Source organism: Pseudomonas sp. 9.2(2024) (assembly GCF_039695385.1).
In the GTDB taxonomy this organism is placed as follows: domain Bacteria; phylum Pseudomonadota; class Gammaproteobacteria; order Pseudomonadales; family Pseudomonadaceae; genus Aquipseudomonas; species Aquipseudomonas paraglycinae.
Map to the genome: position 1 here is coordinate 4,302,325 of NZ_CP155585.1, position 21,496 is coordinate 4,323,820.

A 21,496-nucleotide genomic window follows, 5' to 3' on the forward strand; every position below is an offset into this window, starting at 1 on the left:
ATCATAAGGCGGTCTGTTCCGGGCATCACAGCCGATGGCAGAAGTCCGGTAAATAAACCGGTACAGACCTTACACAAAATTTACCTAGCGGCCGTGCTGTTTTTCAAAATGTTGCTGTCTTAGAAGTATCCCCGCGCCATCCCGAGCCTGTTGCAGGTTCGGACGCCGGGTCGAAGAACCGAGGAATTATCATGATTCGTAAACTCCCCATCGTGGCCTTGTTGATTGGTGCATTCGCGATCACGGGTCAGGCAGAAGCCCACGGCGGTGGCTGGCAGGGCCCGGCGGTATTTGGTGCGATCGTCGGCTCGGCCATCATCGGCTCGGCGCTCATCAACCAGGATCGGCCGGTGTACGTCCAACAGCCTGTTTACGCTCAACCGGCACCGGTCTACGTGCAGCAACCGCCGCCACCGGTCTACTATCAGCCGGCCCCGGTTTATGTGCAGCAACCGGTCTACGTCCAACCGGCCCCGGTCTATTACGGCCCGCCGCGCGGTTATTACGGCCGGCCACACTACTACGGTGGCCCGCGCTGGTAACCGGCACACGAAGCCCCGCTTGAGAGCGGGGCTTTTTATTGCGCGCATATTATTGCCGCATAAAAGCCAACCGTCCGTCGGCCAAGGTCTGAAAAAATCTCGCCAAGGTCGCTGTGAGGACAGTTTCAACCGCTAAAGTCGGCATGATGGACTCGACCGTCGGGGGCAAAACACAAACGGTCATCTATTTGTCATGACGGAACCGCACTCTGAATCCGTCCGCAAACAACAGGTTGATAACAACAAGGACGACTTGAATGCCTACACAGAATCCGCACCGCATCGTCGGTTTATGCACCTCGAGCAAGGTCTACAACGCCCTGACCGAACTCAAGCACCTGGAAGGCCACCGCACGGCGAAGTTTCTCTCGCTGCTGGCGGAAAACCTGGTGCGCAAGGGTTTTCTCAACGAACACGAGATTGTGCACATGCTCGATCAAGTGGTGGATTGAGCCAGTCCTCACTGGCGTCAATGACCACTATCGAAAGCGTTGATTGTTCCTGAAAAGGCCAATTCCCTAAGGTAGCTCCATAGATTGATGGAGGTACTTCTCATGGCTCAGGTTCAAATCATGTCCGTTATCGGCAGCGCCGTTCCCGCATCGCTCAGAGAGCTGGGCTTGCTCGCCTGTTGGTATCTGGTTCGCGACGGCGAGCCGGTCAGCGGCCCGCTCACATCCTTGCCGGCCGCCCAGGCACTGTCGCAGCAACTGGTCAACGATCCGTTCAAGGCCTAAGGCAGCTGCACTTTCGGTTTGCTCTCGATGAACAGCGCCCAGCTCGACATGAACAGGGCCGCGATCAGCGGCCCGATCACAAAGCCGTTGAGCCCGAAGACGGCCAATCCGCCCAGGGTCGAGATCAGGATCATGTAGTCCGGCATCCGGGTGTCCTTGCCCACCAGGATCGGGCGCAACAGGTTATCCACCAGACCGATCACGAATACCCCGAACAACCCCAGCACCACCCCCTGCCAGATCATCCCGCTGAGCAGAAAGTACGCCGCGACCGGTACCCAGACAATTCCCGCCCCCACCGCCGGCAGCAACGACAGAAACGCCATCAGCACCGCCCAGAGCAATGAGCTGGGAATGTCGAGAAACCAGAAAATCGCACCGCCCAGCGCACCCTGCGTGATCGCCACCAGCAGATTGCCCTTCACCGTCGCGCGCACCACCCGATTGAATTTCAGCTGCAAACGACGTTTGTGATGCTCCTCGAGCGGTATCGCCGTGCGCACCTTGCGCGCCAGTTCGGCGCCGTCGCGCAGGAAGAAAAACAACAGGTACAACATGATGAAAAAACTCACCACGAATTCGAACGTGCCCTGGCCGAAACTGAAAGCCTGGCTTGCCAGCACCTGACTGCCCTGCATGGAAGCCTTGACGATCTTCTCGCGCAAGGCATTGAGTTCACCCATGCCGAAGCGGTCGAGCAAGTGTTGAAAGTACGGCGGCAGGCTGTGCTTGAACTGCGCCAGATAGGCGCCGATATCGAGCTTGCCGCTCTCGATATTGTCGTAAAGCGTCGCCCCTTCCTGCACCAGCAGCACGCTGATGACGATCACCGGCAGGATCGCGATCACCAGGCAGATGCTCAAAGTACACAGCGATGTGAGATTGCGTTGCCAGCCGAATTTCAGTTGCAACTGGCGCTGCATCGGTGCGAACAGGATGCCGAGGATCACCGCCCAGAACACCGCGCCGTAGAACGGCAGCAGGATCCAGATAAAAGCGACCGTCACCAGAAACAGCAGCACGGTGAGGGATTTGAATTGCAGACTCTTTTGGTTCATGTCCGGTCCAGGTCAGTCAGGCGCCACCCGCGCCCGTCCCGTTTAGTCAACCAGCGTCAGCACGAGTGCCCTGTTTCTTCATGGAGCATAGATCCAGATCAATAAACCCTCGGCGCAACTGCTCTACCCTGCCGCGCTTTTGCGACCGACGCCGCCATGACGACCTCCTTCACCCCCGAACTGCTCGCCCCCGCCGGCACCCTGAAAAACATGCGCTACGCCTTCGCCTACGGGGCCGATGCAGTGTATGCCGGCCAGCCGCGCTACAGCCTGCGGGTGCGCAACAACGAGTTCGATCACGCCAATCTCGCGCTCGGCATCCGTGAAGCCCAGGCCCAGGGCAAGCGCTTCTACGTGGTGGTCAACATCGCGCCGCACAACGCCAAGCTCAAGACCTTCCTCAAGGACCTGGCGCCGGTGATCGAGATGGCGCCGGATGCGCTGATCATGTCCGACCCCGGACTGATCATGCTGGTACGCCGACACTTTCCGCACATGCCAATCCACCTGTCGGTGCAGGCCAACACGGTGAACTGGGCGAGTGTCGAGTTCTGGCAGCAACAAGGACTGAGCCGGATCATCCTGTCCCGAGAACTGTCGCTGGAAGAGATTGGCGAAATCCGCGAGCAAGTGCCGGGCATGGAGCTGGAAGTGTTCGTCCACGGCGCGCTGTGCATGGCCTATTCCGGCCGCTGCCTGCTCTCGGGTTACATGAACAAGCGCGACGCCAATCAGGGCACCTGCACCAATGCCTGCCGCTGGAAATATTCGGCGCAGGAGGCCACTGAAAACCAGCTCGGCGAGATCGTGCAGACCTTCGAACCGCAACCGACCCTCGGCTTCGGCGCTCCCACCGATCAGGTGTTCCTGTTGCAGGAAGCCAACCGTCCCGGCGAGATGATGCCGGCATTCGAAGACGAACACGGCACCTACATCATGAACGCCAAGGACCTGCGCGCGGTGCAGCACGTCGAACGGCTGACCCGCATGGGCGTGCACTCACTGAAGATCGAAGGCCGGACAAAATCGCACTTCTATTGCGCACGTACCACCCAGGTCTATCGCCGCGCCATCGACGATGCGGTGGCCGGTCGCGAATTCAACCGCAGCCTGATGACCGATCTGGAATCCCTCGCCCAGCGCGGCTACACCGAAGGTTTCCTGCGCCGCCATGTGCATGACGAATACCAGAACTATCAGAACGGCAGCTCAGTGTCGGAGCGTCAGCAGTTTGTGGGTGAACTGACCGGCGAGCGCCGGGATCGACTGGCCGAGGTCAAGGTGAAAAACCGCTTCGCACTGGGCGATCATCTGGAACTGATGACGCCCAAGGGCAACTTCCATTTTGATCTGCATGAACTGCAGAACCTGAAAGGTGAAGCCATCGACGTGGCGCCGGGGGACGGGCATACGGTGTATCTGCCGATTCCGGATGCGGTGGATTTGCGCTTCGGCTTGTTGATGCGCGATATCGGCGCTGTTTAGGCTCGTGCTATCGAACGGACCAGCGGCTTCAGTTCGTGGCTGAAAACCGGTCGCGACTGTTGGTCAGGTGCAGCCACATCGCCGCACGCGCCGCATCCGGATCCTGACGCTTGATCGCGTTAAGGATCGCCTCATGCTCCAGATTCGCCAGTTGCCCGAGCTTGCTCAAATCCACCGCCCCGCGCTCGGCCGCGTTGACCCGGGTGCGCGGGATCATTGCGCTGCCCAGGTGCTGCATGATTTCGGTGAAGCAGACATTGCCGGTGGCTTCGGCAATCAGCAGGTGGAAGCGCCGGTCGGCCTCCACGCAACTGTCGTTGTTGGCCAATAGACGCTGATAGTCGTCCAGCGCCTGACGCATCTGCCCCAGTTGTTGCTCGGTTCGGCGCTGCGCGGCCAGCGCCGCCGCTTGCGTCTCCAGCCCCATGCGCAATTCGAGAATGCTGCGCACGCCCAGCGCGGTGTCGACATTCAGCCGTAGCCCCTGCTCCTGAGCGCGCTCGATCACGAAGGTGCCGATCCCGTGCCGCGTCTCCACCAGCCCCGACGCCTGCAATTTTGAAATCGCCTCACGCACCACGGTGCGACTGACGCCGTGTTCCTGAACGATCGAGTTTTCCGACGGCAACTTGTCACCGGGCAACATCTGGCCGAGCAGGATGCTCTGGGTGAGTTTTTCCACCAGATCATGGGCCAGGTTGTGCGCGCGTTTACGAGCGGGAGCGTCGAGGTCTTCTTGCATGGTCGGTTCCGGTGATCGAGGCAAACCGATCGTAGCACTGGCGGCGATGACTTGTATGAGCTCCTATGAATTTCGGGGCTCAACTTGTATGACAACACTCGATTTTAGCTAGAAAATTTTCCACTGCGCCGAACAATCGCCTCACGATCACTGGCATAGAATGCTCTGCCATATTTAATACAACCCTTACCAAAGCCAACAAACAAGGCACTTTAAATCTTAAAAAGCATAAAAACCGCCTCCCGTAGACAAATTTGATTGAGCACACCCGCTTGTAGGACAAAAAAATCTAGTTGTATGATGTCTATCAACAACGCAGCACCCAGCCACACCCCGCATAAAAATAACGAGTGGGAGAAAACCAAGTGAAATCATCCATTGCCGGGATGAACGAGGGCGCCGATTCCGTGCTGTCCTCCGCCATTGCCAAAGTCAAACGCCACGTCCTGCCGCTGTTCGTCATCATGTTCATCGTTAATTACATTGACCGGGTGAACATCGGCTTCGTCCGCACCCACATGGAACACGACCTCGGCATCGGTGCCGCGGCCTACGGTTTCGGTGCCGGACTGTTCTTCATCGGTTACGCGCTGTTCGAGGTCCCCTCCAACATGCTGCTGCAAAAGGTCGGCGCGCGAATCTGGCTGACCCGCATCATGCTCACCTGGGGCCTGGTGGCCGCCGGCATGGCGTTCATCCAGAACGAAACCCACTTCTACATCCTGCGATTTCTGTTGGGCGTGGCCGAGGCCGGATTCTTTCCCGGGGTGATCTACTACTTCACCCGCTGGTTGCCGGGGGCCGAGCGCGGCAAGGCGATTGCGATCTTCCTCAGCGGTTCGGCCGTGGCCTCGCTGATTTCCGGCCCGTTGTCCGGTCTGCTGTTGCAGATCGAAGGTCTGGGCATGCACGGCTGGCAGTGGATGTATTTCATTGAAGGGATGTTCTCGGTTGGCCTGTGCGTATTCGTCTGGTTCTGGCTCGACGCCAAACCCCACGATGCGAAATGGCTGACCCGCGCCGAGCAGGATGCGCTGGTCAAAGCGATCGACGATGAACAGAAAGCCCGCGAAGCCGCGACCCCGATCCGGCCGTCGCTGGGCAAACTGCTCAAGGATCGCCAGATCATCCTGTTCTGCCTGATCTACTTCTTCATTCAATTGACCATCTACGCCGCGACGTTCTGGCTGCCGAGCATCATCAAGAAGATGGGCGAGATGAGCGACTTCCAGGTCGGCCTGTTCAACTCGATTCCGTGGCTGCTGTCGATCATCGGCATGTATGCGTTCGCCTCATTCTCGGCGAAGTGGAAACACCAGCAGGCGTGGGTCGCCACTGCATTGCTGATCGCCGCTGCGGGGATGTTCATGTCCACCACCGGCGGGCCGATCTTTGCCTTCGTCGCGATCTGCTTTGCCGCACTGGGTTTCAAATCCGCGTCGTCGCTGTTCTGGCCGATCCCGCAGGCCTATCTCGATGCGCGGATCGCCGCTGCCGTGATCGCGCTGATCAACTCGGTGGGCAACCTCGGCGGTTTCGTCGCTCCGACCACGTTCGGCTTGCTGGAACAACACACCGGCTCGATCCAGGGCGGCCTCTATGGCCTGGCCGCGACCTCGATCATTGCCGCGATCATCGTGTTCGCCGCCCGTATGACACCCAAATCCGCACCTGACGTCGTCGTGGCCGATGCCGCGCCAAAACACGCTTGAAAGGACAATCCCAAATGACCGCACACGACATCGCCAAAGCCCCGATCATCACCGAGATGCAAGTCATTCCGGTGGCCGGCCACGACGGCATGCTGCTCAACCTGAGCGGCGCCCACGGGCCGTTTTTCACCCGCAACATCGTCATTCTCAAGGACAACGCCGGCCACACCGGCGTCGGCGAAGTACCCGGCGGCGAACGCATCCGCCAGACGTTGGAGGACGCCCGCAGTCTGGTGGTCGGCAGCCCGATCGGCACGTATCAGAAGATCCTCAACCAGGTACGCCAGACCTTCGCTGACCGCGATGCCGGTGGCCGTGGCCTGCAAACCTTCGACCTGCGCATCACCATTCACGCGGTCACCGGGCTCGAAGCCGCCCTGCTCGACCTGCTTGGCCAGCATCTCGACGTGCCGGTGGCAGCATTGCTCGGCGAAGGCCAGCAGCGTGATGAAGTGAAGATGCTCGGTTACCTGTTCTACGTGGGCGATCGTCGGGAAACCGACCTCGCCTACCGCAGCGAACCGGATGCCGACAATGACTGGTTCCGCGTGCGTCACGAGAAAGCCATGACCGCCGACGCCGTGGTGCGCCTGGCCGAGGCTGCCCACGCGCGTTATGGCTTCAAGGACTTCAAGCTCAAGGGCGGCGTGCTCAGCGGCGATGCGGAAATCGAAGCGGTGACCGCACTGGCCGAACGCTTCCCCGACGCCCGCATTACCCTCGATCCGAACGGTGCGTGGTCATTGAAAGAAGCGATCCGTCTGTGCCGCGACCAGCATCATGTGCTGGCCTACGCCGAAGACCCGTGCGGTGCGGAAAACGGCTATTCGGGCCGTGAAGTGATGGCTGAATTTCGCCGCGCCACCGGGCTGAAAACCGCCACCAACATGATCGCCACCGACTGGCGCGAAATGGGTCACGCAATCCAGTTGCAGTCGGTGGACATCCCGCTGGCCGACCCGCATTTCTGGACCATGCAGGGTTCGGTGCGCGTGGCGCAGATGTGCCACGAATGGGGCCTGACCTGGGGCTCGCACTCCAACAACCACTTCGACATTTCCCTGGCGATGTTCACCCACGTCGCGGCCGCCGCACCGGGCGACATCACCGCCATCGACACCCACTGGATCTGGCAGGACGGCCAGCGCCTGACCAAGGCACCGCTGCAAATCGTCGACGGCTGCGTGCAAGTGCCGAAGAAACCGGGGCTAGGCGTCGAGCTGGACATGGATCAGGTGGCCAAGGCCCACGAACTCTATAAAGGCATGGGGCTCGGCGCGCGGGATGACAGCGTGGCGATGCAGTTTCTGATTCCGGGCTGGACGTTTGATAACAAGAAGCCGTGCCTGGTGCGCTAAGCCTGCGCAGCCTCCAGCAACCAGTGTCTGAACGCCGCCATCACCGACGTCTCAGGCCGTGACTGCAAGCGCGTCAGCCAGTAGCTGCCGGTGGTGATTTCGATGGCAAAGGGTTGGCGGATCAGGTCCGCCGCCAGTTGCCGGGCAAACATCAACGGCGGCGCCAGTGCCACCCCGCCACCCTGCAACGCCGCCTCCATCATCGCCAGCGACGAGTCGAACACGATGCTCTGGGGCGGCGCGGCATGGGTCGCCAGACCGGCCGCGTGAAACCATTCCGGCCACTCATCGGTGCGATAGGAACGCAACAAACGCTGCTGCAAAAGATCCCCCGGCGTGTGCAATTGCCGGGCGATTTCCGGCACGCAGAGCACCGACAACGGCGCCTCCAGCAAACGGGTCGCCTCGATACCGTGCCACGCTCCGGCGCCGAACCGGATCGCGTAATCCAGCCCCTCGGCGGCGACGTCCACCCGATTGTTGTTGGTCGACAGCCGCAAATCTATGAGCGGATGTTTCGCCTGAAAGTCCGCCAGCCTCGGCAACAACCAGCCCACCGCGAAGGTGCCTACCGCACCGACCGTGAGCATTTCCCGATATTGCCCGCCCGCCAGACGCTCGAGCATCTGCGCGATATGATCGAACGACGTGGTCAGCACCGGCAGCAGGGTTTCGCCCTCGCCGGTCAGCATCAACCCACGGGGCAGGCGTTTGAACAGGATCACGCCGAGTTGCGCTTCCAGGCTTTTGACCTGATGGCTGACGGCCGCCTGAGTTACACACAACTCCACCGCCGCACGGGTGAAGCTCAGGTGACGCGCAGAAGCTTCAAAGGCGCGTAATGCATTCAAGGGCAATTGAGGTCGAATCATGCCAGGTCCCAAATTTTTCTAATGGCTCATCCGAGTTTTCATCGTTTGTCGAAAGACGCCGGACTGCCTAGATTTGGCGGCGCCGATCAGCCGGCCCGACGGAAAACGCTCGCAGTGTAGCGGGATAACACCATCAACACTCATGGAGAGTGGTTCACGCATGTCTTCGATCAACCTGAACAAACTCAAGTCCTACAGCGCTTTCGGACTTTTTTTCAGCGCCGCCACCTGCCTGGCCGCCCCGCAAACCGACGATCAGCTGCAGGCGCTGGTCAAGGCCACCGTGACCCCGGTCATGCAACAACAGGACATTGCGGGGCTGGCCGTGGCCGTGACCGTCGACGGCAAGGCACATTACTTTAACTACGGTGTCGCTGACAAAAGCACCGGGCAAGCGGTGAATGAAAACACCCTGTTCGAAATCGGCTCGGTGAGCAAAACCTTCACCGCAACCCTCGCCGCCTACGCCCAGGCCAGCGGCAAACTGGAGTTCTCCGACAAGGCCAGCCAGCACTGGCCCGAACTGAAAGGCAGCGCCTTCGACCACATCAGCCTGCTGCAACTGGGCACCTACAGCGCCGGCGGCCTGCCGCTGCAATTCCCGAACGCCGCGGATTCCGCCGACAAAGTGCTCGGCTATTACCAACAGTGGAAACCGACCTTTCCGGCCGGCAGCCATCGCCTGTATTCCAACCCAAGCATCGGTCTGTTCGGTTACCTGGCCGCAAAAAGCCTCGGTCAGCCATTCAATCAGGTCATGACCGAAACCCTGCTGCCGAAACTCGGGCTCAAGCACACCTTCCTATCAGTGCCGGCGTCTGAACAAAAGCTCTACGCCCAAGGCTATGACAAGAACAACAAACCGATTCGAGTCAGCCCCGGTGCACTGGACGCTGAGGCCTACGGCGTGAAAACCAGCGCCGCCGACCTGCTGCAATACGTCGAAGCCAACCTCGATACCGCCAAACTCGAGACCCCCCTGCAAAAAGCCATCGCCCTCACCCACACCGGCTACTACACCGTCGGCGACATGACCCAGGGCCTGGGCTGGGAACGCTACACCTACCCGATCAGCCTCGACCGCCTGCTGGACGGCAACTCGACGCCAATGGCCATGGAACCGCACAAGGTCAAATGGCTGAATCCGCCACAGCCTGAACCGGCGAACGTACTGCTGAACAAGACTGGCTCCACCGCTGGCTACGGCGCGTATGTCGCGTTCGTGCCGTCGAAGAAAGTCGGTATCGTGATTCTGGCGAACCGCAATTACCCGAATGGAGAGCGGGTGAAGATTGCGCACAGGATTCTGGGTGAATTGACCCGGTAATCACGCCATAAAAAACGGGCGACCTGAGAAGGTCGCCCGTTTTTGTTTGGGGGTTTGAAAAACTACGCCTGTAGCTTCCAGCCCAGTACATCCATCAGATCGCAACTGTCGCGCAGCGGGATCGCAAGCACCCGGGCGAAGTCCTGCAGCAGCAAAGCGTCGTGGCCGGTGCCGTCGCTCAATGAAAGTGTTTCCAGCAGTTGAGTCACGCAGCGCAAGCGGTAGGCGGCGGTGCCGTGGAGTACGTCTAACGGGGCTTCTCGGTCGATCAGGAGACAGGGAATCGGGCAGTCGATGCCGGTGATGGGGATGTAGCGGGGTTTGGGGTTGGAGATGTGTTCGGGGGAATCTGAATTCGTGGGAGTTTCCGGCCTGTTTGGATCTGTTTTTTTCATGTGTGAATACCTCTGACATTAAGAGAGAAACTGCCGAACTCCCTTCCACGAGAGGGTGGCAGCTTTGCGCAGGTGTGGAAGTCCGGGGTCAGAGAAACCCGGTGCACTTGAAAGTGCTCCTGCGCATAGCTGCCATAAACAACGATGGTGGCATAAAAAATACCAACATGTGGTCACAGGCGCACATACGCTTCCCTGTCATCCCCGGACTTCCACATCCGACCGCTGATTTTGCAGCGGCCCAATGAGATTATCGGCGTACGACTCAAGCCACCAGTTCACCAACGCCGCTGCGGTTTGAAGGAAACTTCCGACGGATTTGAAGGGTGTTGCCGCGTAAATTTCCGGGCACATTCAGCAATGATTTTCAAAGGTGACCGGCTGAAAGAGATGCATCTAAACTGCACCGCATTGCCGGGTTATCGCGGATGAAATGACGTTCGCCAAGCACCTGACCGACTGAAACACAGAGGGGAATGAATGAAGATCGACAGCCTCAAACTCACGAATGTAGGTCGGTTCAATGACATCACCGTTCATTTGGCTCCTGTCGACGGATCCCATTCCAACGTTACCGTGTTCGTGGGAATCAACGGCGCCGGTAAAACCACCCTGCTGAAAGCGCTCATCACCTGCCTGAGCTGGTTGATAGCAAGAATTCGCACCCATAAAGGCAATGGCAGCCATATTGCAGAAGACGATATTCGCAACGGGACCCCGGCTGCCATCGTTTCGATCGCGGTAGCAGAACCTGCACATCCGCGAGTCAATCCCGAGTCTGATCCCGATGAAGAAGACGATGTATTTGTATGGGGTATGTTACACAGCAAGCAGGAAGGGAAAACGGCTCTGAGCAGCTCCCTGGAAGACGTAAATCTGCTCGCCGATCACTACCGCGCCCTGCTGACAGCCGATGACAACGCCTCACTCCCCCTGATCGCCTACTATCCGGTGGAGCGATCGGTTCTCGAAATCCCGCTGAAAATCAAAAGCGGACAAACCTTCGATCAACTGGCGGGCTACGACGACTCACAGAAACACAGCACCGACTTTCGTGGCTTCTTTGAATGGTTTCGAGAGCGCGAAGACAGCGAAAACGAGTCCGGTATTTCCGATTCCGCATTGAACGAAATAGCTCAAAAGTTTGGTCCTGAAAGCGAAGCCTGGAAGACGTTATCCGAGCTCAAAGCTTCGTCCCGTGACTCCCAACTGACGGCCGTCCGCTGCGCCATCACGGCCTTCATGCCGGGCTTCACCAACCTGCGAATACAGCGACAACCTCGCCTGCACATGGCGATCGACAAGGACCGCGTCACTTTCAGTGTCGCCCAATTGTCGCAAGGCGAAAAATCGATGCTGGCGCTGATCGGTGACATCGCCCGCCGACTGGCCATGATGAACCCGTCACTGGACAATCCGCTCCACGGCGAAGGCATCGTCCTCATCGATGAGGTGGACCTTCATCTGCATCCGGAATGGCAGCTCAACTTTATCCAGCAATTGAGCAAAACATTTCCGAACTGCCAATTCGTGCTGACGACCCAGTCTCCCTTGATCGTTAGCGAAGCAAAAGATGCTCTGGTTTACGTGCTGAATGACGACGAGCTCTACGAGCGCAATAGCCTTTGAAAACTCGATGCCAGTCAGATGCGGATCAAAACCATAGGAACCTGCATCGCAGAACAGTGTTGGATTGTCCTCCATGACCGCCTGCGGTCATCTTCAGATCAAAACACCGAGGGCAAAAAAAATGGCGAACGCTTGATAACGTTCGCCATTTTTATTCAGAGCCTGCCTCAATCAATCATCCGGCATTTCCGGCGGCTTGGCCGGTTTGTTCGGCTTCGCCGGTTTTGTCCCTTTCGCGCCCTTGGCCGGCGCCGGTTCTGCAGCGGCCGGGGCGGTGACCACGGTGGAAGTAGTTTCTTTCTCGGCGGCAGGCAGCGCATCAATCGTGTCGAAGATCTTCTTCAAATCGACCGCCGCGGTTTCCTCCCCCGAAGCCGTCAGTTTGGTCTCGCCATCCTTGCCCACCAGGAAGACTTTCGGATACGCCCCGGCGCCCAGCTTCAGCGAGCGCAGCAGCGCCATGGTTTGCTGCTGCTCGAGGCTTTTGCCATCGACCTGTCCGCTCATGCTCAGGATGGTGTAAACCTTGATCTTGCGGTCGGCGATGCCTTGTTTGTTGGCCGGGTCGTCCAGCGCTTTTTTCAGGCTGACCCAATAAGAATCGACCGTACTGGAAGCGATCACGATCACCGGGCGGTTGATGCCCTTGTCGACGTCCAGAGGGGAATCGCCGTCGGCGGCGAACAGGGGGCCGGCAATCGCCAGCAAGAGTGTCAGGGTCAGTGACCTGATGAGCATGCGCATCTCCTTTTGATATCCACGCTCTAATGATTGCGCATCGCGGCGATTGTTCCGGGGGCTGCCCGGCAAAAGTGTTTCGCCTTGCCCAAAGCTTAGGTCAGCACCGATTTTGCGCAACCGGTCGGGCGCGATCATGTCGCGCATTTGATTACCTTTTATGACCGCATTAGGGTGGCTGTTCAACCTGTGAAATGGAGTTCAACGCGCATGCACATCGACTACCTCTGCCATCACCCGCAACTGATCGAGGAACTGGCCGAACTCAACTTCAAGGAATGGGGCCAATACAAACCCGAAGACACCCTCGCCAGCCGCACCGAACGTATGCGCGCCGCCTGCGGCAAAGGTGCGATTCCCAGCGTGGTGGTGGCGATCGAAGACGGAAAACTGCTCGGCGGTGCGCTGCTGATCGACCGCGACATGGACACCCGTCCGCAACTGACGCCGTGGCTGGCCGGGGTCTACGTGAAGGCCGAACAGCGTGGTCGCGGCATCGCCTCGCAACTGGTCAACCGCATCGTCGAGGAAGCTGCCGCACTGGGCGTGCCGCAGTTGTACCTGTACACCGATGCCGCGCAGTCGCTGTATGCGCGGCTGGGTTGGGAGGTGCTGGAAGAAACGGAGTACGACGGATTGCCGGTGACGGTGATGAAGCGCGCGCTCGATCAGAACGCCAGCTTGTAACCGATCAACACCAGCATCGTCGCGAGGCACGGGCGCAGCAGTTCATCGGAGACGCGGCCGGTCAGGTGGCTGCCGAGCCAGATGCCCGGCAGCGAGCCGACCAGCAGAAAGCCCAGCACGCCCCAGTCCATGTTGCCCATGCTCGCGTGGCCGAGGCCGGCGACCAGGGTCAGCGGTACGGCGTGGGCGATTTCGGTGCCGACCAGACGACGGGTCGGCAGCAGCGGATAGAGGATGAACAGCGCGACGGTGCCGAGAGCGCCGGCGCCGATGGACGTCAGGGCGACCATGGTGCCGAGGATCAGACCGGTGATCACGGTCATGACATTCAGGCGCGCGCCGCTCGGGTTGTAGTTGCCGCCGGCACGTTTGTGGGCGAATTCCAGCAGGCGCTTCTTGAACAGAATCGCCAGCGCCGTGGCGAACAGCACGAAGCCCAGGGCCTGCTTGATGATGGCGTTCATCGCGTCCGGTGCGGTGTGCAGGGTGCTGAGGAACCACAAGGTCATCGCCACCGCCGGGACACTGCCCAGGGTCAGCCAGCCGGTGATGGCCCAGTCGATGTTCTTGTTCTTCCTGTGGACCAGCACGCCGCTGGATTTGGTGATGGCTGCGTACAGCAGATCCGTGCCCACCGCCGTGGCCGGATTGATACCGAACCACAGCAGGATCGGCGTCATCAACGAACCGCCGCCGACACCGGTCATACCGACGATGAACCCCACGACCAGCCCGGCAATCACCAGGCCGAAATTTGCCAATTCCATTAAGACGTCCAGACAAACCACAGGAAAAATCCGGCCCGCAGGATAACCAGTTTTCTTATAACGCCCTATATCGATAGGATCTATCGTTATGCCATTTCTTCAGCATCAGTGCTGTCGTCGGCCCGGTTTGAAACTGTGAGTGCTGTTCAGCCAGACCGTGGCCAGTGCGATCAGCGACAGGATCAGCAACGCCCACGGAAACGACATCGCCCCTGCCCGGTCCAGCAGCAAACCACCGAACAATCCGCCGCCGGCAATCGCCACGTTCCACGAAGTGGTGAGCATCGCTTGCACCACATCCACATGTTCTCCGGCGGAGTCCGCTGCGGCAGTCAGCAGCAACGTCGCCGAGCCACCGAACGACAGGCCCCACACCGCCATGCACGCATAAATCAGCCAAGGCGACGGCGCGACCAGTGCCAGCACCAGTGCGGTCACGGCAAACACCGCGAGGCTGATCAGCGCCAGCCCGCGCAGCCAGCGATCCACCAGCAGGCCGATAATCCAGATCCCCAGCAGCGAGCACAGACCGAAGACCAGCAGTACCAGATCGACCCGCTCGCCGAGACCGGCTTGCGTCAGAAACGGCGCGATGTAGGTGTAGAGAATGTTGTGGCCAAGCATCCAGGTCAGCACTACGAACAGCACCGGGCGCACGCCGGGCAAACGCAGCGACTGCATCAGCGGCAAACGCTCGGCGCGGGCCTGACCCGGACGATCCGGCACCGCGATGACGATCCACGCCGCCAGCACCAGCGCCAATGCCGACATGATCCCGAACGAGGCGCGCCAGCCGATCACATTGCCCAGCCAGGTGCCGGCCGGCGTGCCCAGCGACAACGCCACCGGCGTGCCAAGCATGGCAATCGCCAGCGCCCGCCCCTGCTGATGCACCGGCACGATCCCGCGCGCGTAACCGGCCATGATCCCCCACGACAGCCCCGCCGCCATCCCGGCCAGAAACCGCGAGGCCAGGGTCAAACCGTAATGGCTGGAAAACGTGGTGATGGTGTTGAACAGCAGAAACCCGCCGACCGTCATCAGCAGCACCCGTTTGCGCCCCCAGCCACGGGTGGCGACCGTCAGCGGAATCGCCGCGACAATCGAGCCCAGCGCATACAGCGTCACCAGTTGCCCGGCCAGCACTTCACTGACGTTCAGGCCGGCACCGATCTGCGGCAACAAACCGGCCGGCAGGGTTTCGGTGAGGATGGCGATGAAGCCGGTCATGGCAAACGCCAACAACGCGGCGTAAGGCATTTTGTCGGTGCGGGTGGCACGTTCCAGGCTCGTGTAATCGGCGCTTGCGGGGTCGGTCATGACAGGTGCAGCTCCCTTTGAGTCAAATCGGACGACGGATTGTATACAAACACGATCGTCCGCCACTCTAACCGACTTGGCTCACTGCACTGGCAAAAAATTCAAAAACAGCAGGCTCTGGGCGTAATTCAGGCCAATGCGCCGGTAGCGCTCGTCGAGCATCTGGGTCAGCAGATCCAGACGCGCCACGACTTTACCGAACTCCGTGGCGAAACTCAGGTTGCTGCCCTCCTCGGAAATTTCGTTGGAAAACAGCAGCGGCTGGCCTTCCTTGTTCTGCCGCTGGGCGAGGATCCACGTGGCTTTCTCGATGTTGCGCGCGGCGTTGTTGACGAAGGTCGGGTTGATCGCATCGGTCATGTAAAACTCGGTGCGATTGCCGTGAGCGGTGACCAGCATGCTGCCGATCGCATAGATGAATGCGCCGACCCGGTCGCCGAGGAACTCCGGGCTCATGGCATAGCTCAGCGCCGCCAGGTCTTTTTTGCCGCCGAGGGTCGGCAAAGGCTGTTGCTGCTCGATGGCCAGCCGCACTTGTTTGACCGCGGTCTTGACGTCGAGGAACCCGGATTTGCGCAGCTCGTCCGGGTTGCGCAGGTACAACTTGCCCATCAAGCGATAGAGGCTGTCGAGGTTGTCGCGCATCGCCAGTGTGGCCATGCGATCGACGCTGGTCTGGAGAAATTCCTGAGGCCTGCCCTCGCGCATCTGGGTGATGAAATTGTTGCCGTCCTGATGGCTGCAACCGCCGAGCAACAGCGTCGACAGGCAGGCCAGCAGCAGGCACGGGCGATAAATGAATGCAGCGATGGGGTGCAAAACTCTCGGCATGAATTCTTTGACGGACACGTTCCTGTGCGGCGGAAGTCACCGCACCCTGGCCATGGATAGAGCCGGGGATTTCGCAAAAGTGCAGTGCCGGCGTGGATTCCCGACCTTCGGCGCTAACTGCTTAAGGCATTAAGTCCGACTTTATTTTTGCATTAATCGTTTAATCCGCTATAAATTCCCACTCATCCATTAATTAGCATGACTATTTAAAGATTTTCAAAACAACAACAAAAAGGAAGGTCAACCCATGCTTCAATCCCGACACTCACTCTGCGGCCTCGGACTGTCCCTGATGATCGCCACCCTCACCGCCCAGGCCGCCGGTCTGTCCAGCGAACACAAAGCCTTCGGCAAAACCAATGACGGCACGCCGGTCGAACAATACATCCTGCGCAACAGCCACGGCATGCAAGCCACCGTCATCACCTACGGCGCGACCTTGCAGGCGCTGCAGGTGCCGGACAAACACGGCAAGCTCGACGACATCGTCCTCGGTTTCGACGATGTGCAGGGTTACCAGAAAGGCACCGCGTACTTCGGCGCGACCATCGGCCGCTTCGGCAATCGCCTGGCCGACGGCGCCTTCGAACTCGACGGCAAGCGCTATCAAGTGCCGCAGAACGACAAGACCAACGCCTTGCATGGCGGCACTCAGGGCTTCGACAAAAAGGTCTGGAAGGCGAAGGAAACCAAGGACAAGGATTCGGTCGGCGTGACCCTGACCTACCTGTCGGCGGATGGCGAAATGGGTTTCCCCGGCAACCTCACCACTGAAGTGACCTACAGCCTCACCGACAGCAACGAGCTGCGCATCGACTACAAGGCCAGCACCGACAAACCCACTGTGCTCAACCTGACCAACCACAGCTACTTCAACCTTGCCGGCGCCGGCAATGGCGACATCCTCAAGCAAGTCGCCACCCTGCACGCCAGTCACTACACCCCGGTCACCGCCAAGCTGATCCCGACCGGCGAACTGGCGCCCGTGGCCGGCACACCGATGGACTTCACCAAACCGACCGCCATCGGCCAGCACATCAAGGCCGACCATCCGCAGTTGAAATTCGCCGAAGAAAAACAGGGCGGTTTCGATTTCAACTGGGCGCTGGACACCAAGGGTGACGTCAATAAACTCGCCGCCGAAGTCAGCGACCCACAATCCGGTCGCCACTTGCAGCTGTTCACCAACGAACCGGGCGTGCAGTTCTACACCAGCAACTTCCTCGACGGCACGGTCAAGGGCAAAGGTGGCAAGGTCTATCCGCACTGGGGCGCGTTCACCCTGGAGACTCAGCACTATCCGGATTCGCCGAACCAGCCGAACTTCCCGAGTACCCGCCTCGATCCCGGCCAGACCTACACCCAGAGCGTGGTGTTGAAGTTCTCCGCCAAGTAAGCACCTGGCCTCCTTTCTGGAACCGGACGGAACCCGTGGGCTATCCTGCTGCCCACCCAAGGTATCGACCGTTTCAGAAAGGAGGTTTGAATGCGTACCCTCGAATTGGCTGGCGTGCAGGTTCCGGTGATTGGCCAGGGCACCTGGCGCATGGGCGAAGACCGCTCGGCGCGCAAGCGTGAAGTCGCGGCCCTGCGCAGCGGCATCGAGCTGGGCATGACCCTGATCGACACCGCCGAAATGTACGCCGAGGGCGGTGCCGAAAGCGTGGTCGGCGAAGCCATCGCCGGCCTGCGCGATCAAGTGTTTCTGGTGAGCAAGGTCTACCCGCACAACGCCAGCCGCAAAGGCATTCCCCAGGCTTGCGAGCGCAGTCTGCGCCGGCTCGACACCGATTACATCGACCTCTATTTGCTGCATTGGCGCGGCCAGTATCCGCTGGAAGAAACCGTCGAAGCCTTCGAGCGTCTGCGCGAGGACGGCAAGATCGGTCGCTGGGGCGTGTCGAACTTCGATGTCGATGATCTTGAGGAACTGTCGAGTTCGGTCTGCGCGACCAATCAGGTGCTGTACAACCTGGAAGAACGCGGCATCGAATTCGACCTGCTGCCGTGGTGCCAGCAACAGCGCATGCCGCTAATGGCGTACTGCCCGATCGGCCAGGGCGGCGCCATGCTTGCCGAGCCGGTGCTGAAACAGATTGCCGCTCGTCACGGCGTGACCCCGGCACAGGTTTCGCTGGCGTGGATTCTGCGTCAGGATGGGGTGATTGCGATTCCCAAGGCCGTGCGCCCGGAACACGTGCAGCTCAATGCACAAGCCGCGCAGCTGCAACTCGAGGCCGGGGATCTGGCGGCGTTGGACCAGGTGTTTCAGGCGCCAAAACGCAAGCAGCGGCTGGCCATGGTCTGAGCCACCGCCGACTGACAGAGGGCTTCGCCATGAGAAGCACTGATCAGGAAGACCCGTTCGATCTGCAACGCTTCGTGCTCGCCCAAGACCCGGTGTTCGAACGGGTCCAGCGCGAGCTCGGCGAGGGCCGCAAGCGCAGCCACTGGATGTGGTTTGTGTTCCCCCAGTTCGCCGGGCTCGGGGGCAGCGAGATGTCGCGGCGGTTCGCCATCGGCTCGGCCGGTGAGGCCAAGGCCTATCTGGCCCATGAGCTGCTCGGCGCCCGGCTGCGCACGTGTGCGCAGCTTGTACTGAATGTGCGGCAGCGTTCGATTGCCGAGATCTTCGGCCATCCGGACGACCTGAAATTCCACTCATCGATGACCCTGTTCGCCCAGTTCGCCGACGACGACAGCCTCTGGCATCAGGCGCTGGAGCGTTACTTCCACGGCATTCAGGACGAATGGACCCTGCAACTGCTGGACTCAAAACAGGCCCAGTTGTCCCCCGATCAGGGTTGAGAAATCGTCGTCGACAAACGGCAGGATCGCATCCGCCACCGGTTGCAGCTGGCGGGTGATGTAGTGGTCGTAGTCGATGGCCGCGCGGCGCACTTCCAGCGGTTCGGGCCCGGCCAGGGTGATGACGTAGCTGATCCAGCCGCCGTTCTGGTACTGGCGCGGGCGACCGTGCTGCGCGTTGTAATCGTCCGCCAGCCGTGCGGCGCGCACGTGGGGCGGCACGTTGCGTTCGTAGTCGTCGAGGGTGCGGCGCAGGCGCTTGCGGTAAACCAGTCGTTCGTCGAACGCGCCGGCCAACGTCTTGCGCACGTACTCGCGCACGTAATCCTGATACGGCTTGCGCTGGAAGATCCGCTCGTACAGTTCCTGCTGAAATTGCCGGGCCAGCAGCGACCAGTCAGTGCGCACGGTTTCCAGGCCTTTGTAGACCATTTCTTCGCTGCCGTCGGCGCGGGTCACCAGACCGGCGTAGCGCTTTTTGCTGCCCTCTTCCGCGCCACGGATGGTCGGCATCAGGAAGCGCTTGTAGTGGGTTTCGAACTGCAATTCGAGGGCGCTTTCCAGTCCGTATTGCTCACGCACATGCTCGCGCCACCAGTCGTTGACGTGCGCAACCAGCGCCCGGCCAATGGTCGCCGCTTCTTCCTGACCGTGGGGGCGACGCAGCCAGACGAAGGTCGAGTCGGTATCGCCATAAATCACCGCATGCCCCTGAGCCTCGATCAGCTGTCGGGTGCGCAGCATGATTTCGTGGCCGCGCAGGGTGATCGATGACGCCAGCCGCGTATCGAAAAACCGGCAACCGCTGGAGCCGAGCACGCCGTAGAAGGCGTTCATGATGATCTTCAGCGCCTGGGACAACGGCGCATTGTGTTCGCGCTTGGCGGTCTCGCGGCCCTCGGCGACCCGGGCGACGATGGACGGCAGGCAATGCCGGGTGCGAGAGAAACGAGCGCCGCGAAAACCCGGCACCGAGTCGCTGTCATCCGGATGCTGCAAGCCTTCGATCAACCCCACCGGGTCGATCAGAAAGGTGCGGATGATCGACGGATAAAGACTCTTGTAGTCGAGCACCAGCACCGATTCGTACAACCCCGGCTGCGAGTCCATGACAAACCCGCCGGGGCTGGCCTGCGGAGGATTGGTGCCGAGGTTAGGCGCTACAAAACCCTGACGGTGCATCAGCGGCATGTACAAATGCGTGAATGCCGCCACCGAGCCGCCGCTGCGATCCGCCGGCAGGCCGGTGACGCTGGCGCGCTCCAGCAAAAACTTCAGCAACTCGGTCTTGGCAAAGATCCGCGTGACCAGTTCGCAGTCCTTGAGGTTGTATTTGGCCAGCGCCGGTTTGTCCTCGGCGAACATGCGGTTGATCTCGTCCATGCGCTGGTACGGGTTGTCGATGGATTTGCCTTCGCCAAGCAAAGTCTGGGCGACGTTTTCCAGGCTGAACGAGGGAAAGCTCCAGGTCGCCGAACGCAGGGATTCGATGCCGTCGATGATCAACCGTCCCGCCGCTGCAGCGAAGTAGTGATTGCGGCTGCCGTGTTCGCGCCACTGCATTTCCTCGCCGCCACGCCCGAGCTTGAGCGGCACGCCGAGACGCCGGGCGTGTTCGTGAAGGATGCGCAGGTCGAACTGCACAAGATTCCAGCCGATGATGGCGTCGGGGTCGTGGCGGGCAAACCAGTCATTAAGCTTCTTGAGGATCAGGGTGCGCGATTCACAGTACTCGAGGTCGAAGTCGACAAGGCTGTCATCGCCGTTTGGTGCGCCGAGCATGTACACCTGCCGTTCGCCGCAGCCTTCCAGCGCGATGGAATACAGCTCGCCCTGCTCGGTGGTTTCGATGTCCAGCGAGACCAGCCGCAGTTGCGGACGATAGTCAGGCGCAGGCTTGAGGTGGGCGTCGAGCAACACACCGTCGGCGTCGGGCGTGCCGCTGAACCAGACGGGCGCGGTGATGAAACGCTCCATCAGGTAGCGCTCGGGCGGTCGCACATCGGCTTCGAAGACGTCGACACTGTGGCGGTTGAGCGCGGTCTCCAGACGCATCAACTGACCGTGCTGCTGGCAATACAGACCGAGCACCGGGCGATGCTCGAAATCCTGCAAGGCCAGGGGGCGCAGTTCGACGTTCTTTTCGTCCGCCAGCACCCGCTCGGCCTGCTCGCGCTGCGCCGCAGGGATGAATGCCACCGACGGCTGATGCGGCAGGCGCACACGGCGCGGCCCGGCGTCGGTCGCCAGCCAGAACTCGACTTCGGTGCCGGCCGGGGTGTCGCGCCAATGCCGGGTCAGGACGAAGCCCTGCTGTAAATCCACCACTGCAACCTCAGGAATTGATTCAGACGGGCATTCTACGCGGCATTGCCGCCACCCGTGACAAAGGCCTCGCCATGAAAAACCCGGTCAAATGACGTTTTTTGCGTGTTATCTGCCGTTTTGCGGCCTTGCCCTGCGCGCCTGCGTCTACGATGCTTGGAGA

Annotated in this window: 21 protein-coding genes; 12 read left to right on the forward strand and 9 right to left on the reverse strand. The window is 60.3% G+C overall.

The annotated features are described in order from the left end of the window. Window positions 1-191: 191 nt before the first annotated feature. The 3 genes from ABFB52_RS19310 to ABFB52_RS19320 all read left to right on the forward strand — a co-directional run bounded on the left by ABFB52_RS19310 (window position 192) and on the right by ABFB52_RS19320 (window position 1,279). On the forward strand, window positions 192-542 hold the full coding sequence (locus ABFB52_RS19310) for a hypothetical protein (RefSeq protein WP_007951578.1): 351 nt from the start codon (window positions 192-194) through the stop codon (window positions 540-542). 257 nt (window positions 543-799) lie between these two features. After that, window positions 800-994, forward strand: a complete 195-nt coding sequence (locus ABFB52_RS19315; RefSeq protein ID WP_007951579.1) for a hypothetical protein — start codon at window positions 800-802, stop codon at window positions 992-994. Window positions 995-1,096: 102 nt separating this feature from the next. Further along, the gene (locus tag ABFB52_RS19320; RefSeq protein ID WP_085745903.1) at window positions 1,097-1,279 is read left to right on the forward strand and encodes a hypothetical protein; all 183 of its coding nucleotides are present in this window, start codon (window positions 1,097-1,099) and stop codon (window positions 1,277-1,279) included. Here ABFB52_RS19320 and ABFB52_RS19325 read toward each other — a convergent pair. Beyond that, window positions 1,276-2,337: an AI-2E family transporter gene (locus ABFB52_RS19325; protein ID WP_085745902.1), complete on the reverse strand. Its 1,062-nt coding sequence runs from the start codon at window positions 2,335-2,337 to the stop codon at window positions 1,276-1,278. The two genes, ABFB52_RS19320 and ABFB52_RS19325, sit on opposite strands and share 4 nt — an antisense overlap. Before the next feature lie 156 nt (window positions 2,338-2,493). Between ABFB52_RS19325 and yegQ the strand changes: the two genes are divergently transcribed. Beyond that, on the forward strand, window positions 2,494-3,822 hold the full coding sequence (gene yegQ / locus ABFB52_RS19330; RefSeq protein WP_129973747.1) for a tRNA 5-hydroxyuridine modification protein YegQ: 1,329 nt from the start codon (window positions 2,494-2,496) through the stop codon (window positions 3,820-3,822). Window positions 3,823-3,850: 28 nt separating this feature from the next. On the opposite strand, the gene ABFB52_RS19335 is transcribed toward yegQ, so the two are convergent. Beyond that, window positions 3,851-4,564 (reverse strand): FadR/GntR family transcriptional regulator, encoded by a 714-nt coding sequence (locus tag ABFB52_RS19335; RefSeq protein WP_129973746.1) that lies wholly within the window; start codon window positions 4,562-4,564, stop codon window positions 3,851-3,853. 365 nt (window positions 4,565-4,929) lie between these two features. On the opposite strand from ABFB52_RS19335, the gene ABFB52_RS19340 reads away from it, so the two are divergent. Beyond that, a complete protein-coding gene (locus ABFB52_RS19340; RefSeq protein ID WP_129973745.1) occupies window positions 4,930-6,276 on the forward strand; it encodes an MFS transporter in 1,347 nt (448 codons plus the stop codon). 14 nt (window positions 6,277-6,290) lie between these two features. Then, window positions 6,291-7,634 (forward strand): glucarate dehydratase, encoded by a 1,344-nt coding sequence (gene gudD, locus ABFB52_RS19345; RefSeq protein ID WP_085608310.1) that lies wholly within the window; start codon window positions 6,291-6,293, stop codon window positions 7,632-7,634. On the opposite strand, the gene ABFB52_RS19350 is transcribed toward gudD, so the two are convergent. Continuing rightward, entirely contained in the window at window positions 7,631-8,506 is an 876-nt protein-coding gene (locus ABFB52_RS19350) for a LysR family transcriptional regulator (RefSeq protein ID WP_129973744.1), read from the reverse strand. The genes gudD and ABFB52_RS19350 overlap by 4 nt on opposite strands. A gap of 160 nt (window positions 8,507-8,666) precedes the next feature. Here ABFB52_RS19350 and ampC point away from each other — a divergent pair, with 160 nt between their 5' ends. After that, window positions 8,667-9,833, forward strand: a complete 1,167-nt coding sequence (gene ampC / locus ABFB52_RS19355; RefSeq protein ID WP_129973743.1) for a class C beta-lactamase — start codon at window positions 8,667-8,669, stop codon at window positions 9,831-9,833. A gap of 62 nt (window positions 9,834-9,895) precedes the next feature. Here ampC and ABFB52_RS19360 read toward each other — a convergent pair whose 3' ends face one another. Then, window positions 9,896-10,228 carry a hypothetical protein gene (locus tag ABFB52_RS19360; protein ID WP_240870179.1) on the reverse strand — a complete coding sequence of 111 codons (333 nt, stop codon included), beginning with the start codon at window positions 10,226-10,228 and terminating at the stop codon, window positions 9,896-9,898. Window positions 10,229-10,708: 480 nt separating this feature from the next. On the opposite strand from ABFB52_RS19360, the gene ABFB52_RS19365 reads away from it, so the two are divergent. Further along, window positions 10,709-11,857: an AAA family ATPase gene (locus tag ABFB52_RS19365; protein ID WP_085745895.1), complete on the forward strand. Its 1,149-nt coding sequence runs from the start codon at window positions 10,709-10,711 to the stop codon at window positions 11,855-11,857. Between the two features lie 171 nt (window positions 11,858-12,028). Here the strand turns inward: ABFB52_RS19365 and ABFB52_RS19370 are convergent, their stop codons facing one another. Continuing rightward, a complete protein-coding gene (locus ABFB52_RS19370; RefSeq protein ID WP_129973756.1) occupies window positions 12,029-12,595 on the reverse strand; it encodes a DUF4174 domain-containing protein in 567 nt (188 codons plus the stop codon). A 210-nt stretch (window positions 12,596-12,805) separates the two neighbouring features. Here ABFB52_RS19370 and ABFB52_RS19375 point away from each other — a divergent pair, with 210 nt between their 5' ends. Continuing rightward, on the forward strand, window positions 12,806-13,282 hold the full coding sequence (locus ABFB52_RS19375) for a GNAT family N-acetyltransferase (protein ID WP_085745894.1): 477 nt from the start codon (window positions 12,806-12,808) through the stop codon (window positions 13,280-13,282). Here the strand turns inward: ABFB52_RS19375 and ABFB52_RS19380 are convergent. The 3 genes from ABFB52_RS19380 to ABFB52_RS19390 form a co-directional block, all read right to left on the reverse strand. After that, the gene (locus ABFB52_RS19380; RefSeq protein ID WP_011335062.1) at window positions 13,264-14,049 is read right to left on the reverse strand and encodes a sulfite exporter TauE/SafE family protein; all 786 of its coding nucleotides are present in this window, start codon (window positions 14,047-14,049) and stop codon (window positions 13,264-13,266) included. The two genes, ABFB52_RS19375 and ABFB52_RS19380, sit on opposite strands and share 19 nt — an antisense overlap. A gap of 105 nt (window positions 14,050-14,154) precedes the next feature. Then, the gene (locus ABFB52_RS19385; RefSeq protein ID WP_102687120.1) at window positions 14,155-15,369 is read right to left on the reverse strand and encodes an MFS transporter; all 1,215 of its coding nucleotides are present in this window, start codon (window positions 15,367-15,369) and stop codon (window positions 14,155-14,157) included. An 81-nt stretch (window positions 15,370-15,450) separates the two neighbouring features. Beyond that, the gene (locus ABFB52_RS19390; RefSeq protein ID WP_085746262.1) at window positions 15,451-16,200 is read right to left on the reverse strand and encodes a hypothetical protein; all 750 of its coding nucleotides are present in this window, start codon (window positions 16,198-16,200) and stop codon (window positions 15,451-15,453) included. Window positions 16,201-16,447: 247 nt separating this feature from the next. On the opposite strand from ABFB52_RS19390, the gene ABFB52_RS19395 reads away from it, so the two are divergent. The 3 genes from ABFB52_RS19395 to ABFB52_RS19405 all read left to right on the forward strand — a co-directional run bounded on the left by ABFB52_RS19395 (window position 16,448) and on the right by ABFB52_RS19405 (window position 19,008). Beyond that, window positions 16,448-17,596: an aldose epimerase family protein gene (locus ABFB52_RS19395; protein WP_102687119.1), complete on the forward strand. Its 1,149-nt coding sequence runs from the start codon at window positions 16,448-16,450 to the stop codon at window positions 17,594-17,596. A gap of 90 nt (window positions 17,597-17,686) precedes the next feature. Further along, entirely contained in the window at window positions 17,687-18,508 is an 822-nt protein-coding gene (locus tag ABFB52_RS19400) for an aldo/keto reductase (protein WP_129973742.1), read from the forward strand. 29 nt (window positions 18,509-18,537) lie between these two features. Next, window positions 18,538-19,008, forward strand: coding sequence for a DUF1810 domain-containing protein (locus ABFB52_RS19405; RefSeq protein ID WP_129973741.1), 471 nt, complete (start codon window positions 18,538-18,540; stop codon window positions 19,006-19,008). Here the strand turns inward: ABFB52_RS19405 and ABFB52_RS19410 are convergent. After that, window positions 18,973-21,333 (reverse strand): DNA polymerase II, encoded by a 2,361-nt coding sequence (locus ABFB52_RS19410; RefSeq protein WP_165369566.1) that lies wholly within the window; start codon window positions 21,331-21,333, stop codon window positions 18,973-18,975. The two genes, ABFB52_RS19405 and ABFB52_RS19410, sit on opposite strands and share 36 nt — an antisense overlap. Between the last annotated feature and the right edge of the window lie 163 nt (window positions 21,334-21,496).